This is a genomic window from Plantactinospora endophytica (genome assembly GCF_016862915.1).
Lineage (GTDB): Bacteria > Actinomycetota > Actinomycetes > Mycobacteriales > Micromonosporaceae > Plantactinospora > Plantactinospora endophytica.
In genome coordinates, this window is the sequence record NZ_BONW01000005.1 from 285,202 (window position 1) to 299,985 (window position 14,784).

Below are 14,784 nucleotides of genomic sequence, written 5' to 3' on the forward strand. Positions count from 1 at the left end.
CGTCCGTGTGCTTGGCGTTGCCTCGCCGTCCCTTCTCCGGTTCCCGCGTTCGGTCATCGGCCTCCGGGTGCCGCCGGGCTGGTCGGCGTCGCGTTCGGCGGCGTCCATCCGGTCGTCGGTGACCACCGCCATCCCGGCGAGGAGGCCGAGTTGGACCAGGGCCATCAGCGCGAACACCGCGCGTAGCCCGAGGAACTGTGCGAGCAGTCCACCGGCGGCGGCACCCAGCGGCAGGGTGCCCCAGGCGACGAGCCGGTTGACGCTGTTGGCCCGGCCGAGCAGCCGGTCCGGGGTGATCCGCTGCCGCAGCGACACGGTGATCACGTTCCAGATGGTCCCGCCCGTGGCACCGACCAGGAAGGCGGCACCGACCAGCACCGGGCTGGTGGTGACGGCGGGGACGCCGTACATCAGGACGTGGCCGACGACGGTCAGCCCGAGGGTACGGGCCCGGCCGAGCCTCCGGCTGACCCGCTCGGCGACGAACGACCCGAGTACGCTCCCGGCGGCGACGCTGGTCAACAGCACCCCGTACGCCTGCGCGGAGAGTCCCATCGCAGAGTCGGGGCCGACCGCGTACAGGACGAGGACGGCCAGGATCGCGCTGCCGGCGAAGTTGGCGACGCCCACCATCACGGCGAAGGTCCGGAGCAGCCGGTGCCGGCCGACGAACCGGAGCCCTTCGAGGATGTCGGCGCGGATTCCGCCGGTCCGGTCCCGCTCGACCCGGAACGTCCCCGGCATCAGCAGCAGGGCCAGCACCGCCGCCACCCACAGCGCCGCCGGTACGGCGAAGGCGGCGGTGATGCTCGCCGCGACCAGGAAGCCGGCCAGCGGCGGGCCGACGAACTCGCTGGCGGTCAGCTCCGCCGCGTAGAGCCGGCCGTTGGCCCGGGGCAGGTGGTCACGCCGGACGAGTTGCGGCAGGATCGCCTGGGCCGAGGTGTCGTAGCTGGTCTCGGCGACACCGATGGCGAACGCGACCGCGTACAGGGCCCAGATTGTGTCGACGTCGAGGGCGACCGCCGCCCCGAGCAGGGCGAGCAGCAGGGCCCGGACGACGTTGGCGCCGAGCATCGTGCCGCGCCGGTCCCACCGGTCGGCGAGGGCGCCGGCCGGCAGCGCGAAGAGCAGCCACGGCAGCCGTGCCGCGAAGGCGACTCCGGCGATCAAGAGGGGTGAGCGGGTCAAGCCGACCGCGACCAGGGGCAACGCCACCCGCATGGTGCCGTCGGCCAGGTTCGACAGCCCGGCGGACGTCCACAGGCGCCAGTAGCGGGAGCCGAGCGGAGCGGGGGACCGGTCCGGGGCCGAGCCGTCGGGACGCATCGGTGGAGGATCACACACCGGTGGAGGTCTCCGGCACCTGGGCGACGCGGGGCTGCCGGAGCGGAGCGCGGCGCCTGCCGGGAGCTGCGGGAACGGGCCGACGGAAATGGGGTTGCCGATCCGGTACCCGCCGTGCGACGCTTGCCGCCGTCAGCCCGGATCATGGGAGGGAGGTGCGGTAGATGTCTGCTTCGTCCTGTCCCGCGCCTCGCCTCGGCCACCGCTGACCGATCCGAGTTCTGCCTGCGAGGCGCGCACTCCACTTCCTGGAGGATCGCGTGAGTTCCATGATCCATAATGTCAGCTTCGACTGCGCCGACCCGTACCGGCTGTCCGGCTTCTGGGCGCAGGTGCTGGACCGGTCGCTGCGTCCGGAGGACCAGCCCGGCGACGACGAGATCACGCTGCTGGCGCCGGACGGCGTCGGGCCGCAGGTCTTCTTCCAGCGCGTGCCGGAGGGCAGGTCGGGTAAGAACCGGCTGCACCTCTGCCTGCAACCGACCGACCGGACCCGGGACGAGGAGGTCGACCGGCTGTTCGGGCTGGGCGCGACCATGGCCGCCGACCATCGCCGGCCGGACGGCACCGGTTGGGCAGTGCTCGCCGACCCGGAGGGCAACGTGTTCTGCGTCGAGCGGAGCGCCGCCGAGCGGGCCGGCTGAAGGTTCCGGAGTCCGTCGATGAGGTACTGGGGGTTGGAGCCGACAACCCGGCGACGAGCTGACGCCGGGCGAGCCAGCCGACCGGGCTCCCCGGTGGCCGTGGGCGACTGGGCACGACAACCCGCGTGACCCGCCGGTCCGCCGAGCGCGCCGGCCGAGCCGGTACGCCCGGCGGACCGTCGGCCGAGCCCGGTCGGCGGTCGAGCCGGCGGGGCGCGACGGCCCCTCCGTACCGGTGGCGGTGCGGAGGGGTCCGGGTCGACCGGCCGGCCGGGTGAGCTGCGGTTCGCTGCGGGGATCCGCCCGGAACTCAGGCGTCCCGGGCGGAGGAGAGCAGGGTGGCGAGCCGTTCGGCCGCCGCCGGGGCGTGCAGGTGCAGTCGGGCCACGTTGATGGTGTCCTCGCCGATGACCCCGAGCAGTGCGCTGGGACCTGCGGCGTAGACGCTGAGGTAGCCGTTCGTGCTGCGTACGGTGGACTCCCGGAACGCGCCCTGACGGAGCCGGAACCCGACCTGCCGGCCGATCCCGAAGGTGGTGGCGGCGAGCGCCGCCAGGTCGCACGGGTCGGCGTCGTCGGGCAGGTTGTGGGTGATCAGCAGGCCGTCGACGCCGCCCAGGACGCAACCGCGTACTCCGGGAATCAGCAGCCGTAGGTCGGACAGGACGGTATTGATCGCGATGTGCGGAAGCTGCTCGAAGCGGGGCGTCGGCATGCCGTAGCCCTCGTCGCCGCGCTGGTCCGACCGGTATTCGGGCACCCGTCTGGGCAGGGTTCTCTCGCCGTTCTCGACCGTACTCACAATTCCAGGGTCTCCTCGATCCCGCGTAGTTGGTGCCGGGCGAGCGCGAGGTTGGACCGGCTCTTGCTGAGCATCAGGTAGAGGAAGAGGCCCATGCCCGTCTTCGAACGCAGCGGCCGGATGATGTGGTACTGGCCGCCGAGCGTGATCAGGATGTCCTCGATCGTGTCGTTCAGCTTGAGCATCTCCATCGTCCGCATCTTGGCCCGCACCACCTCGGTGTTGCCGGCCGCGGCGACGGTCAGGTCGAGTTCGGCGGTGCCGCCCGCGACGCCGAGCGTCATTCCACTGGTGTAGTCCACCAGCGCGACGCCGATGGCGCCGTCGATGCTCATCGCGCCCTTGAGTGCGACATCGAGGTTGGCCACAGTTCTCCTTCCGATCGTGCTGTCGCCGGCACCGTCGCCCCCGGTAGGGGTGCCGACACGCTGCCGACATGTGCGGTGGAACTTCTGCGGAGAGGTTTGCATACTGGCTGGTCGTTCGCATGGGTCCAAACGATCATTGGACTGACCGGCCAATTGCTGACGATCCGCCGGGCAGCAAAACTCCGGTTGGCAAGGGGATGGCAGCGCCGTCCGGTACCTGTTAACAGCGGCGTAACGGACCGGCCGGCCGGCTCGGCAGGGCAGGTCCTGCGGACGGGACGAATCCAGTCGATGTCCAGTGGTCGTTCAGTGCGGTACGCGAATCTCGATCCCTGCCCGGCCGGCGCCCCCGCCCGGCCGGGCAGGCAACACACCGCACCGTCGCACCAGCACCGTCTGGCAGCCGTACGACGCAACCGCGTCAGGGCATCCCCGGGAGGTCACGTGAACACCTGGAAGGCCAAGCTCAGCAGACGAGCGGGTGCCGGCGGAGGGCGGTGGCGTGCCCGGCTCGGCGTGCTCACCCTGCTGGCCGGCGGGCTCGCCGTACCGGTGGTGGCGGTCGCACCCGGTGCCGCCAGTGCCGGCGCGATCGTGCCGTGTCCGGACAGCATCACCGACTGGCGGCTCATCGCGCAGAGCCGCGCCGGGCGGGTCTGGGAGGGCTACCGCTACACCCTGCACAGCGCCACCCCGATTTTCCTGGTCAGCGACGGTCAACTGCTCGACAACGGCACCGACAGCACGGTCAACTACACGATCACGTCGCGGGTGTCCCGCACCTTCACCATCCAGTCGACGGTGGGGATCAGCGCGACCGGGCAGGACAAGTTCTTCACCACGAACGTCAGTACCCAGATCGTGATGACCCAGGTCACCGAGCGCGGGGTGAGCATCGCGGTACCGGTGCCACCCCGGACCCGGCTGATCGCCGAGTACGGGGTGGAGGCGTACCAGGTCGCCTACGCGGTGGAGGCGTGGCGGGCGCCGACCCGGCTGGACCAACAGCCGGTGACCGGCGGGCGCTGCGAGGAGTGGGGCTACTACCCGCAGAGCGCCACCGCGCCGACGCACATCGAGGGCTGGCGGCTGCGGATCGGCTGAGGCCGTAGACACCGCAGCCGGCCGGCGTCCGGGCAGATCGCGGTGGTCAGGGACCAGGTCGCACAGCGCGCCGTGCGACTCGTCGGGACAGGTCCCTGATCACCGCGATCGTTTGGGGGACGGGAGACTTCGCCCCTCGCCCCGAGCGGGAGGGGGTCAGCCGGGCAGGCTGGCCGCGCCCCGGGGCAGGAAGCGGCGGCCGGTGACCCGTTCGGAGGTACCGGTCCGGTCCAGGTACGGCGTGACGCCGCCGAGGTGGAACGGCCAGCCGGCACCGAGGATCATGCACAGGTCGATGTCCTGCGCCTCGGCGACGACGCCCTCGTCCAGCATCAGCCGGATCTCCTGGGCCAGCGCGTCCAGCGCCCGCGTGCGTACCTCCTCGGCGGTCAGCGGCGCCGAACCGACCTCCAGCAGCGCGGCGACCTCCGGGTTGACGTCGCCGTCGACCACCAGCGGCTGGCCCGACTCGGCGATCCGCCTCAGGTTGGCGCTCACCCCGAACCGGTCCGGGAAGGCGGCGTGCAGCGTCCCGCCGACGTGGTACGCCACCGCCGGTCCGACGAGCTGGAGCAGTGCCAGCGGACGCATCGGCAGGCCCAGCGGGTCGAGTGCGGCGTCGGCCACCTCGGGCGGGGTACCGGCGTCCACGGCCGCGAAGATCTCGCCGAGGAACCGGGTCAGCAGCCGGTTCACCACGAACGCGGGTGCGTCGGCGACCAGTACGCAGGATTTGCGCAGCTCCTTGCCGACCGCGAACGCGGTGGCCAGGGTGGCGTCGTCGGTCCGTTCGCCCCGGACGATCTCCAGCAGCGGCAGTACCGCGACCGGGTTGAAGAAGTGGAATCCGACCACCCGCTCCGGGTGCTCCAGGTCGGCGGCCATCGCGCCGACCGAGAGCGAGGAGGTGTTGGTGGCGAGTACCGCCTCCGGGGAGACGATCTTCTCCAGCTCGGCCCAGATCTGCTTCTTCACCGCCAGGTCCTCGAAGACCGCCTCGATCACGAAGTCGGCGTCGGCGAAGACGCCCTTGTCGACCGAGCCGCTGACCAGGCCGCGCAGCTTGGCGGCCGTACCCTCGGGAAGCCGGCCCTTGCCGACCAGCTTGTCGATCTCGGCGTGCACGTAGCCGACGCCTTTGTCCACTCTGGACTGATCCAGGTCGGTGAGCACCACCGGCACCTGGAGCCGGCGGGCGAAGAGCAGCGCGAGCTGCGACGCCATCAGCCCGGCGCCGACGATGCCGACCTTGGTCACCGGCCGGGCCAGGCCCTTGTCCGGTGCCCCGACCGGCCGCTTGGCCCGGCGCTGCACCAGGTCGAAGGAGTAGAGGCCGCTGCGCAGCTCCTCGCTGAAGACCAGCTCGGCCAGCGCCTCGACCTCGGCGGCCATCCCGGCCGGCAGCCCGTCCGGGTCGCCGTCGGCGGGCGCCTCCGGCGCCTGCCGGGCCCGCTCCAACAGCTCCAACGCCTGGTACGCGGCCGGCACCGCGCCGTGCAGCCGCTCGTCCAGCGTCTGCCGGGCGAAGTAGAGCACGCCGTCCCACATCTCCCGGTCGACCTCCGGCCGGGTCACCTGGACCTCGCCGCGCACCACCCGGGCGGCCCACTCCAGCGAGCGCTCCAGGAAGTCGGCCGGCTCCAGCAGCACGTCCGCGATGCCCAGTTCGGCGGCCTGCTTCGGCTTGAGCATCCGGTTCTGCATCAGCGGGTTCTGGATGATCACCTGGGCGGCACCGGCGATGCCGATCAGGTTGGGCAGCAGTTGGGTGCCGCCCCAACCGGGCACCAGCCCGAGGGAGACCTCGGGCAGGGCCAGCGCGGCGGCGCCGCCGGAGAGCGTGCGGTAGTGGCAGTGCAGCGCCAGTTCCAGCCCGCCGCCCATGGCGGCGCCGTTGACGAAGGCGAAGGTCGGCACGGCGCTGGTGCGCAGCCGGCCGAAGACCCGGTGGCCGAGCCGGCCGATCTCCCGGGCCTGGTTCCGGTCCGCCAGCAGCGGCATGCCGGTCACGTCGGCGCCGACACAGAAGATGTACGGCTTGCCGGTCACCGCCACGAACGCCGGCTCGGCGGCGAGCGCCTCGGTGACCGCGCTGTCCAGACTGGACAGACCGGCCGGGCCGAAGGTGTTCGGCTTGGTGTGGTCGAAGCCGTTGTCCAGGGTGATCAGCGCGGCCGGCCGGTCCAGCCCCGGCACCGCCACCAGCCGGAGCAGCGACCGGGTGACCACCTCGTTCGGGTTACGCGGAACCGTCATTTGTCGCCACCTTCCCGCTGAATCGACTGGCTGGACGCCGTCCAGGCCGGGTTCTCCCAGATGACCGTGCCGCCCATGCCGATGCCGATGCACATCGCGGTGATGCCGTACCGCACCTCGGGGTGTTCGGCGAACTGCCGGGCGAGTTGCGTCATCAGCCGTACCCCGGAGGAGGCGAGCGGGTGGCCGATGGCGATCGCCCCGCCCCACTGGTTGACCCGGGGATCGTCGTCGGCGATGCCGAAGTGGTCGAGGAAGGCCAGCACCTGCACCGCGAACGCCTCGTTCAGCTCGAACAGGCCGATGTCGTCGATGGAGAGTCCGGCGATCCGCAGCGCCTTCTCGGTGGACGGGATCGGGCCGTAACCCATCACCTCCGGCTCCACCCCGACGAAGCCGTACGACACCAGTCGCATCGCGATCGGCAGCCCGAGTTCCCGGGCGACGTCCTCGGCGGCGAGCAGGCTGGCGGTGGCGCCGTCGTTGAGTCCGGCCGCATTGCCGGCGGTGACCTTGCCGTGCGGGCGGAACGGCGTCTTCAGGGTGGCGAGCTTTTCCAGCGACGTCTCCCGGGGCGCCTCGTCGGCGGTGGCGAGCCCCCAGCCGGCCTCCGGGTCCCGGGTCGCCACCGGCACCAGGTCGCCCTGGAGCTTGCCGTTGGCGTACGCCTTGGCGGTCTTGACCTGTGAGGCGAGCGCGAACGCGTCGGCCCGGTCCTTGGTGATCCCGGGAAGCCGGTCGTGCAGGTTCTCGGCGGTGGAGCCCATCACCAGGGCGGACGGGTCGACCAGCTTCTCGGCCAGGATGCGCGGGTTGGGGTCGACGCCCTCGCCCATCGGGTGCCGGCCCATGTGCTCGACGCCGCCGGCGATCGCCACGTCGTAGGCGCCCATCGCGATTCCGCCGGCCACCGTGGTGACGGCGGTCATCGCTCCGGCGCACATCCGGTCGATGGCGTAGCCGGGCACGGTCTTGGGCAGCCCGGCCAGCAGTGCGGCGGTACGGCCGATGGTGAGGCCCTGGTCGCCGATCTGGGTGGTGGCGGCGATGGCCACCTCGTCGACCCGTTCCGGCGGCAGTTGCGGGTTGCGCCGCAGCAGTTCGCGGATGCAGCGGATCACCAGGTCGTCGGCGCGGGTGTGGGCGTACATCCCACCCGCCTTGCCGAACGGGGTGCGGACGCCGTCGACGAAGACGACGTCCCGGACTTCACGGGGCACTGGAGCCTCCTTGCCGCAGGGGCCCGGCTGGGCGGACACCTCGGATGCTACTAGTCAGTAACTAATGCCGTTCGCGCCCCCCGTGTGGCTCGGGCCACATATTGTCCGGCTGGGTGCTTCATCAATCCCGCTATTGCCGGCTAAACACCGAGCAATTGCGAAAAAGCCTCCGAATCAACCGCACGCTTCCGAGTCACGCCAGGAGTCCGGGTGAAGGTGCTGGTCGCAGGTGGTGCCGGCTTCATCGGCAGCACCATCGCGTCGGCCTGCCTCGACGACGGCATCGAACCGGTGATCCTGGACAGCCTCTGCACCGGGCGGGTCGAGTTCACCCGAGGGCGGATCTTCTATCGGGGCGACATCTCCGACGGCGCGCTGCTGGACCGGATCTTCGCCGAGCATCCGGAGATCGGCGCGGTGGTGCACGCGGCGGCGCTGATCGTGGTGCCGGAGTCGGTCAGCGAGCCGCTGCGGTACTACCGGGAGAACGTCGCCAAATCCCTCGACCTGCTCGAACACGTCCTGCGCAACGGCGTCACCCGGTACGTCTTCAGCTCGTCGGCGGCGATCTACCGTGCCGGTGCCGACCTCTCCGTCGACGAGAGTTCACCGCTTCAGCCCGGCAGCCCGTACGCCCGGACCAAGGCGATGATGGAGACCGTGCTGGCGGACACCGCCGAGGCCACCCCGTTGCGGGCACTGTCGCTGCGCTACTTCAACCCGATCGGCGCCGACCCGGGACTGCGTACCGGCCTGCAACTGGCCCGGCCGACGCACGCGCTCGGCAAACTTATCGACGCCTGGACCGACGGCGCGGAGTTCCCGATCACCGGCACCGACTGGCCCACCCGGGACGGCTCCGGAATCCGGGACTACATCCACGTCTGGGACCTGGCCCGGGCACATGTGCAGGCGCTGCGCCGGTTCGACGAGATCCTGCCGGCCGGCGGCGACCGCTCGGTGGAGGCGGTCAACCTCGGCACCGGGGACGGCACCACGGTCCGGGAACTCGTCGCCGCCTTCCACGAGGCGGTCGGGCCGGTACGCACCCGCGAGGCCCCGCCCCGCCCCGGCGACACGGCCGGCGCCTTCACCCGGAGCAACCGCTCCCGGCTGCTGCTCGACTGGAAGCCCGAGTACTCCGTCGCCGACGGCATCCGGCACGCCGTCCGGTGGTGCCGGGTACGCGACGAACTGCTCGGCCTGCGCCGGCCCGCCCTGCACCGCACCACCGGACGCTGACGGCCCGCTCCAGCCCGCCGCGTGGCTGCGTCCGCCGTTCCGGCCTGCCGTCCGCTGGGTAGCCGCTCTGCCTGTTTTGGCCCGCTGTCCCGTTTGGGTACCGCTCCGCCGTTTCGGCCCGCCGTCCCTTGTACAGCCATTCCGCCGTTCCGGCCCGCGCCGTCCCGTCGTGCTACGGGCGGGCCGATCCGGACGGTTTCAGGCGGGCTCGACCAACGCCGCCGCCAGCTCCTCGGCGATCAGGCCGACCTGCCAGGCCCGGGCACCGTAGCCGCGCAGGGTCTCGGCGACCGTGTCCGGCGTGATCTCCTCCGGCGGGATCCAGGCCAGGCGGCGGACCGTGTCCGGGGTGATCAGGTTCTCCGGCGGCAGGGTGTGCGTCGCGGCGATCCGGGTCACCACCTCGCGGCACCGGGCCAGCCGGGCCGCCGCCACCGGGTCCCGCTCGGCCCAGCGGTGCGGCGGGGGCGGGCCGTCGATGGTCGGGCTGACCGGCAGCGCGTCGTCCGGCAACTGCCGGGCGTCGGCGAGCGCGTCCAGCCAGGTCCGGACGAGCCGGCGTACCGACCGGCCACCGAAGCCGGGCAGCATCAGCAGGGTCCGCTCGTCCTTCGGGTCCATCTCGGCGGCGGCGATGATCGCGGCGTCCGGCAGCACCCGGCCGGGAGCGGAGTCCCGGCGGGCGGCGATCTCGTCCCGGGCGTACCACAACGACCGCACCCGGGCCTGCGCCCTGGCCCCCCGGACCCGGTGGATCCCGGAGGTACGCCGCCACGGGTCCGGCCGCTGCCGCAGCGGTTGGGCGCCCCAGGCCACCAGCGCGGCGAACTCCTCGGCCGCCCACTTCTCCTTGCCCTGGTGCTCCAGCTCGGCGGCGAGCTTGTCCCGCAGCTCGGTGAGCATCTCCACGTCCAGCGCGGCGTAGGTCAGCCAGGACTCCGGCAGGGGTCGGCTGGACCAGTCCGCCGCCGAGTGGTGCTTCTCCAGGGTGAAGCCGAGCAGTTGCTCGGTCAGCGCGGCCAGGCCGACCCGTTCGAAGCCGGCCAGCCGGGCGGCCAGTTCGGTGTCGAAGAGCCGTCTCGGCCGGAGCCCGAGGTCGGCGAGGCAGGCGAGGTCCTGGCTGGCGGCGTGCAGCACCCATTCGGCCTCGGCGATCGCCTCGTCGAGGGTGCGTAGGTCGCCGAGCGGCAGCGGGTCGATCAGCACGGTGCCGGCTCCGGCCCGCCGGAGCTGGACCAGGTAGGCGCGCTGGCTGTAGCGGTAGCCGGAGGCGCGCTCGGCGTCGACGGCTACCGGCCCGATGCCGGCCGCGAACCGCGACACCACGTCGGCCAGGCCGTCGGGTGTCTCGACGGGGGCCGGGGTGCCGTCGCGGGGGGCGAGGAGCGGTACGGGCCCGCCGGGCGTTGGGTCGGGCCCCACTGTCTCGGGTTCCGGCGCGGACGCCGAAAGGCTGTGTGGCTCGTCCCCTGCTCGGCGTTGCGCGGCCCGACGGTGCAGGGGTGGTTCGTCGGTCACCTGACAACCCTAGTCTTAGCCCGGATTCGGTTCGCGCAGCCGGTCCGGCGAGTCGGGTCGGGTGGGGCGACTGGGACTGCTGAAGCCGTTGGGACGCCCCGATTCGGCGAGGTCGCGCCGGTTTCGGCGGAGGTCAGGCCGCGCCGGCCGGCCGGGACTGCGGCAGCGCGGTGACGCCGGGCGGCGGCAGCCCGGCGGTGGAGGCCAGCAGGGTGCACCAGGCCAGCAGGTGCGCCCGAAGGTCGTCGTCGATCGGCGTCCAGGAGGCGCGGATCTCGATGTCACCGGCAGCCGGCGGGCCGGCCAGCTCACCGAACCGGGTGGACATGGTCTGGGTCACCGTTCCGCCGAGCGCCCGGTAGGCCGCGTCCCGCGCCTCCAGTGCGTCGGTCAGCCAGGTCCAGCCGACGCCGGGCAGCAGCGGGTCGGCGGCGAGGTCGATCTCCAGCTCCGAGGTGACGTAGGTGACCAGGCGCAGCGTCCCTTCCCAGCCCTCGTGTCCGGCGGGATCGTGCAACAGGATGAGGCGTCCGGTGGCCACCTCCTCGCCGTCGCGCCACACGGTGGCGCTGAGCGCGAAGGCGTACGGGGCGAGGCGCTGCGGGGCACCCACCTCTTCCAGCAGGATCTCCGCACGCGGGGCCGCCGACCGCAACCCGGCCACCGCACGGGCGAAGGTCTCGGGCTGGACGATCGGGGAGGCCATATTCGCAGCCTAAGCCGATCGTCGGCGCCGTGGTGGGGCGCCGCGCCGGTCGGCCCGGTCGAGCCGGGCTGGTCGACCGGTTCGCCGCACCCCCGGTGCGTCCGCATGCCGCACACCGGGTACGTCCACGCGACGTGGCCGGGGCACGTCTGGCAGGCCACAAAACCCGGCGGTGGGCGTCGCCGGGATCGGGGCGCGTGGCACGATTGCGCCGATGACCACCACGACTGCGGGCAACGCGGCCCGAGACGACCAGCCGGCCCGCAGCGGCCCGGCCGATTCGCCGTTCGTCCGGGCCTGCCGGCGCAAGCCGGTGTCACACACCCCGGTCTGGTTCATGCGGCAGGCCGGGCGTTCGCTGCCGGAATACCGCGAGGTGCGGGCCGGGATCCCGATGCTGGAGTCGTGCCGCCGGCCGGACCTGGTAACCGAGATCACCCTCCAGCCGGTACGCCGGCACGGGGTCGACGCGGCGATCCTGTTCAGCGACATCGTGGTACCGGTGGCGGCGGCCGGGGTGGACCTGGACATCGTGCCCGGCACCGGCCCGGTGGTGGCCCAACCGGTGGGCAGCCTCGCCGACGTCGAGCGGATCCGGCCGATCGACCCGACCGACGTGTCTTTTGTGGACGAGGCGGTACGACTGCTCGTCGCCGAACTCGGCGACACCCCGCTGATCGGCTTCGCCGGTGCGCCCTTCACCCTGGCCAGTTACCTGGTCGAGGGCGGGCCGTCGCGCAACCACGTCCGCACCAAGGCGCTGATGCACGGCGCCCCGGACGTCTGGCACGCGCTGCTGGCCCGGCTGGCCGAGATCACCCTCGCCTTCCTGCGGGTGCAGATCGGCGCCGGTGTCTCGGCGGTGCAGCTCTTCGACTCCTGGGCCGGGGCGCTCTCCGAGGCCGACTACCGCCGCTTCGTACTGCCGCACTCGACGACGGTGCTACGCGGGCTGGCCGACGCCGGTGTGCCGCGCATCCACTTCGGGGTCGGCACCGCCGAACTGCTCGGCGCGATGGGCGAGGCCGGCGCGGACGTGGTCGGGGTGGACTGGCGTACCCCGCTGGACGCGGCGACGGTGCGGATCGGGCCGGACCGGGCGGTGCAGGGCAACCTGGACCCGGCCGTGCTCTTCGCGCCCTGGCCGGTGGTCGAGGCCGAGGTGCGCCGGGTGCTCGGCGAGGGCACCGCCACCCCTGGACACGTCTTCAACCTGGGGCACGGCGTGCTTCCGGAGACCGACCCGGGGGTGCTCACCCGGGTCGTCGAGCTGGTGCACGAGGCGTCCGCGAGCTGATCGGAAGGCGGGCACGGGGGTGAACGACACGACACGGGCCGGCGCCCTGCGGGTCGCCGTGGTGGGCGGCGGGATCACCGGGCTGGCCGCCGCGCTCCGGCTGCGGGACCGGCTCCCCGCCGACACCGAGATCACCGTGTACGAACAGTCCGGCGCGCTCGGCGGCAAACTGCGTACCGGCTCGCTGGCCGGTGCGACGGTCGAGTTCGGCGCAGAGGCGTTCCTGACCCGCGACCCGGCCGGCGGAGACTCGGCGGCGGTCGCCCTGGCCCGTCGGGTGGGGCTGGCCGACGCACTGGTGAATCCGGCGGTCGGTCGGGCGGCCCTGGCGATCGGCGGCGAGCTGCGGCCGATGCCGCCGGGCACCCTGGTCGGGGTACCCGGAGATCTGGCCGCCGTGGCTGCGGTGGCCCGGCCGGCGGCGGAGCGGGACACCGACGGTGGTCGCCCGCTGCTCGGCCCGGACGAGGACCCGACGGTCGGCGAACTGGTCCGGCGGCGGCTCGGCGACGAGGTGGTGGACCGGCTGGTCGACCCGATGCTCGGCGGGGTCTACGCCGGCCGGGCCGACGAGCTGTCGCTGGCCGCCACGATGCCCGGCCTGGCCCGGGCGGCCCGCACGGAGTCGACCCTGACCGGGGCGGTCCGGGCCGCCATGGCCGCCGCGCCCCGGCCGGCCGGCACCCCGGTCTTCGCGACCGTCTCCGGTGGGGTGAGCCGGCTGGTGGCCGCCGCCGCCGAGGCGGCCCGAGCGGAGATCCGGCTGAACGCCGCCGTCCGGGAACTGCTGCCCGTTCCGGGCGGTTGGCGGCTGGTGATCGGCCCGACCCGCGAACCCGAACTGGTCGAGGTCGACGCGGTGGTACTGGCCCTGCCGGCCCGGCCCGCCGCCCGGCTGCTCGGCGCGGTCGACGTGGCCGTCGGCGCGCTGGTCGGCCGGCTCGACTACGCCAGCGTGGCCCTGGTCAGCCTCGCCCTGCCCGGCCCACCCGTGGCGGCGGATCCGCTGCCCGACGCCGTGCCGTCGCCGGGTGCCCGGGGTGTGGTCCCGGCCGACCTCTCCGGTTTCCTGGTGCCGGCGAGCGAGGGCACCCTGATCAAGGCGGCCACCTTCTTCACCAGCAAGTGGGCGCACCTGCGCCGGCCGGACGGGACGGTGCTGCTGCGCGCCTCGGTCGGCCGGTACGGCGAGGAGCACCTGCTGCAACGCGCCGACGACGAACTCGTGACGGCGGTGCACCGGGAGGTCTCCGAGCTGCTCGGTGCCGGGCTGCCCGAACCGGTCGGCAGCCACGTGCAACGGTGGGGCGGCGCGCTGCCCCAGTACACCCCGGGCCACCTGGACCGGGTCGCCGCGGCCCGGTCGGCGCTGCGGACCGCGCACCCCACCCTGGCGCTGGCCGGCGCCGGCTACGACGGGGTGGGCATACCGGTCTGCGTACGCTCCGGCGAGACTGCGGCCGAGGAGATCATCAAAGTGCTGGGAGTATCGAGGGCATGACTGCGGAACAGGCGGGTGGCGTGACACAGACCGGTGGCGCGGAGCGGGCCGAGGCGGAGCAGACCAACGCGGCGCGGCTGCGCGAGCTGAACGAGAGCATTCGCTACACGATGTGGTCGGTGTTCCGGGCGACCGGGCCGCTGCCGGAGGCCCGGGACGGCGTCGCCGCCGAGGTCGAGTCGCTCTTCGAGGAGTTGGCCGGCAAGGACGTGGTGGTGCGGGGCAGCTACGACGTCTCGGGACTGCGCGCCGACGCGGACGTACTGATCTGGTGGCACTCGTCGTCCAGCGACGCGCTCCAGGACGCGTACGGGCGGCTGCGGCGTACCGCGCTGGGGCGGCAGTTGGCGCCGGTCTGGTCACAGATGGCGCTGCACCGGCCGGCCGAGTTCAACAAGAGCCACGTACCCGCCTTCCTGGCCGGCGAGCCGGCCCGGAGCTACGTCTGCGTGTACCCGTTCGTCCGCTCCTACGAGTGGTACCTGCTGCCCGACGCCGAGCGCCGGGAGATGCTGGCCGAGCACGGCATGATGGCCCGCGGTTATCCGGACGTCCGGGCCAACACGGTCGCCTCGTTCGCGCTCGGCGACTACGAGTGGCTGCTCGCCTTCGAGGCCGACGAGCTGCACCGGATCGTCGACCTGATGCGCGACCTGCGCGCCTCCCGGGCCCGCCGGCACGTCCGCGAGGAGGTGCCGTTCTACACGGGCCGGCGCCGCAGCATCGGCGAACTGGTCAACGCCCTGCCGTAACGGCCGCCTGCCGTCCGGGCGTCGGCT

The 14,784-nt window shown here is 72.9% G+C and carries 12 protein-coding genes and 1 pseudogene; 6 read left to right on the forward strand and 7 right to left on the reverse strand.

Features of this window, described 5'->3' with window-relative positions; genetic code table 11:
- Window positions 1-78 precede the first annotated feature (78 nt).
- A pseudogene (locus tag Pen02_RS08700) lies at window positions 79-1,329 on the reverse strand (MFS transporter); the annotation flags it as partial.
- A 278-nt stretch (window positions 1,330-1,607) separates the two neighbouring features.
- Here Pen02_RS08700 and Pen02_RS08705 point away from each other — a divergent pair.
- On the forward strand, window positions 1,608-1,991 hold the full coding sequence (locus Pen02_RS08705) for a VOC family protein (RefSeq protein WP_203865395.1): 384 nt from the start codon (window positions 1,608-1,610) through the stop codon (window positions 1,989-1,991).
- Between the two features lie 310 nt (window positions 1,992-2,301).
- Here the strand turns inward: Pen02_RS08705 and Pen02_RS08710 are convergent, their stop codons facing one another.
- A complete protein-coding gene (locus tag Pen02_RS08710) occupies window positions 2,302-2,793 on the reverse strand; it encodes a roadblock/LC7 domain-containing protein (protein ID WP_239140286.1) in 492 nt (163 codons plus the stop codon).
- Window positions 2,790-3,161, reverse strand: coding sequence for a hypothetical protein (locus tag Pen02_RS08715; RefSeq protein ID WP_203865396.1), 372 nt, complete (start codon window positions 3,159-3,161; stop codon window positions 2,790-2,792). The genes Pen02_RS08710 and Pen02_RS08715 overlap by 4 nt, the downstream gene beginning before the upstream one ends.
- Window positions 3,162-3,605: 444 nt before the next feature.
- Between Pen02_RS08715 and Pen02_RS08720 the strand changes: the two genes are divergently transcribed.
- A complete protein-coding gene (locus Pen02_RS08720) occupies window positions 3,606-4,265 on the forward strand; it encodes a hypothetical protein (protein ID WP_203865397.1) in 660 nt (219 codons plus the stop codon).
- Between the two features lie 156 nt (window positions 4,266-4,421).
- Here the strand turns inward: Pen02_RS08720 and Pen02_RS08725 are convergent, their stop codons facing one another.
- A complete protein-coding gene (locus Pen02_RS08725; protein WP_203865398.1) occupies window positions 4,422-6,521 on the reverse strand; it encodes a 3-hydroxyacyl-CoA dehydrogenase NAD-binding domain-containing protein in 2,100 nt (699 codons plus the stop codon).
- A complete protein-coding gene (locus Pen02_RS08730; protein ID WP_203865399.1) occupies window positions 6,518-7,741 on the reverse strand; it encodes a thiolase family protein in 1,224 nt (407 codons plus the stop codon). Before Pen02_RS08730 ends, Pen02_RS08725 begins: the two co-directional genes overlap by 4 nt.
- Window positions 7,742-7,951: 210 nt before the next feature.
- On the opposite strand from Pen02_RS08730, the gene galE reads away from it, so the two are divergent.
- Window positions 7,952-8,983, forward strand: coding sequence for a UDP-glucose 4-epimerase GalE (galE, locus tag Pen02_RS08735; RefSeq protein ID WP_203865400.1), 1,032 nt, complete (start codon window positions 7,952-7,954; stop codon window positions 8,981-8,983).
- 198 nt (window positions 8,984-9,181) lie between these two features.
- Here galE and Pen02_RS08740 read toward each other — a convergent pair whose 3' ends face one another.
- Window positions 9,182-10,501, reverse strand: a complete 1,320-nt coding sequence (locus Pen02_RS08740) for a ribonuclease D (protein ID WP_203865401.1) — start codon at window positions 10,499-10,501, stop codon at window positions 9,182-9,184.
- 133 nt (window positions 10,502-10,634) lie between these two features.
- Window positions 10,635-11,207 carry a DUF3000 domain-containing protein gene (locus Pen02_RS08745; protein ID WP_203865402.1) on the reverse strand — a complete coding sequence of 191 codons (573 nt, stop codon included), beginning with the start codon at window positions 11,205-11,207 and terminating at the stop codon, window positions 10,635-10,637.
- A gap of 214 nt (window positions 11,208-11,421) precedes the next feature.
- Here Pen02_RS08745 and hemE point away from each other — a divergent pair, with 214 nt between their 5' ends.
- From hemE to hemQ, 3 genes are read left to right on the forward strand one after another with little or no spacing between them, the layout of a single operon-like run.
- The gene (hemE, locus tag Pen02_RS08750; protein ID WP_203865403.1) at window positions 11,422-12,504 is read left to right on the forward strand and encodes a uroporphyrinogen decarboxylase; all 1,083 of its coding nucleotides are present in this window, start codon (window positions 11,422-11,424) and stop codon (window positions 12,502-12,504) included.
- Between the two features lie 19 nt (window positions 12,505-12,523).
- The gene (gene hemG, locus Pen02_RS08755) at window positions 12,524-14,005 is read left to right on the forward strand and encodes a protoporphyrinogen oxidase (RefSeq protein WP_239140287.1); all 1,482 of its coding nucleotides are present in this window, start codon (window positions 12,524-12,526) and stop codon (window positions 14,003-14,005) included.
- Window positions 14,002-14,757, forward strand: a complete 756-nt coding sequence (gene hemQ, locus Pen02_RS08760) for a hydrogen peroxide-dependent heme synthase (protein ID WP_203865404.1) — start codon at window positions 14,002-14,004, stop codon at window positions 14,755-14,757. The genes hemG and hemQ overlap by 4 nt, the downstream gene beginning before the upstream one ends.
- Window positions 14,758-14,784 lie beyond the last annotated feature (27 nt).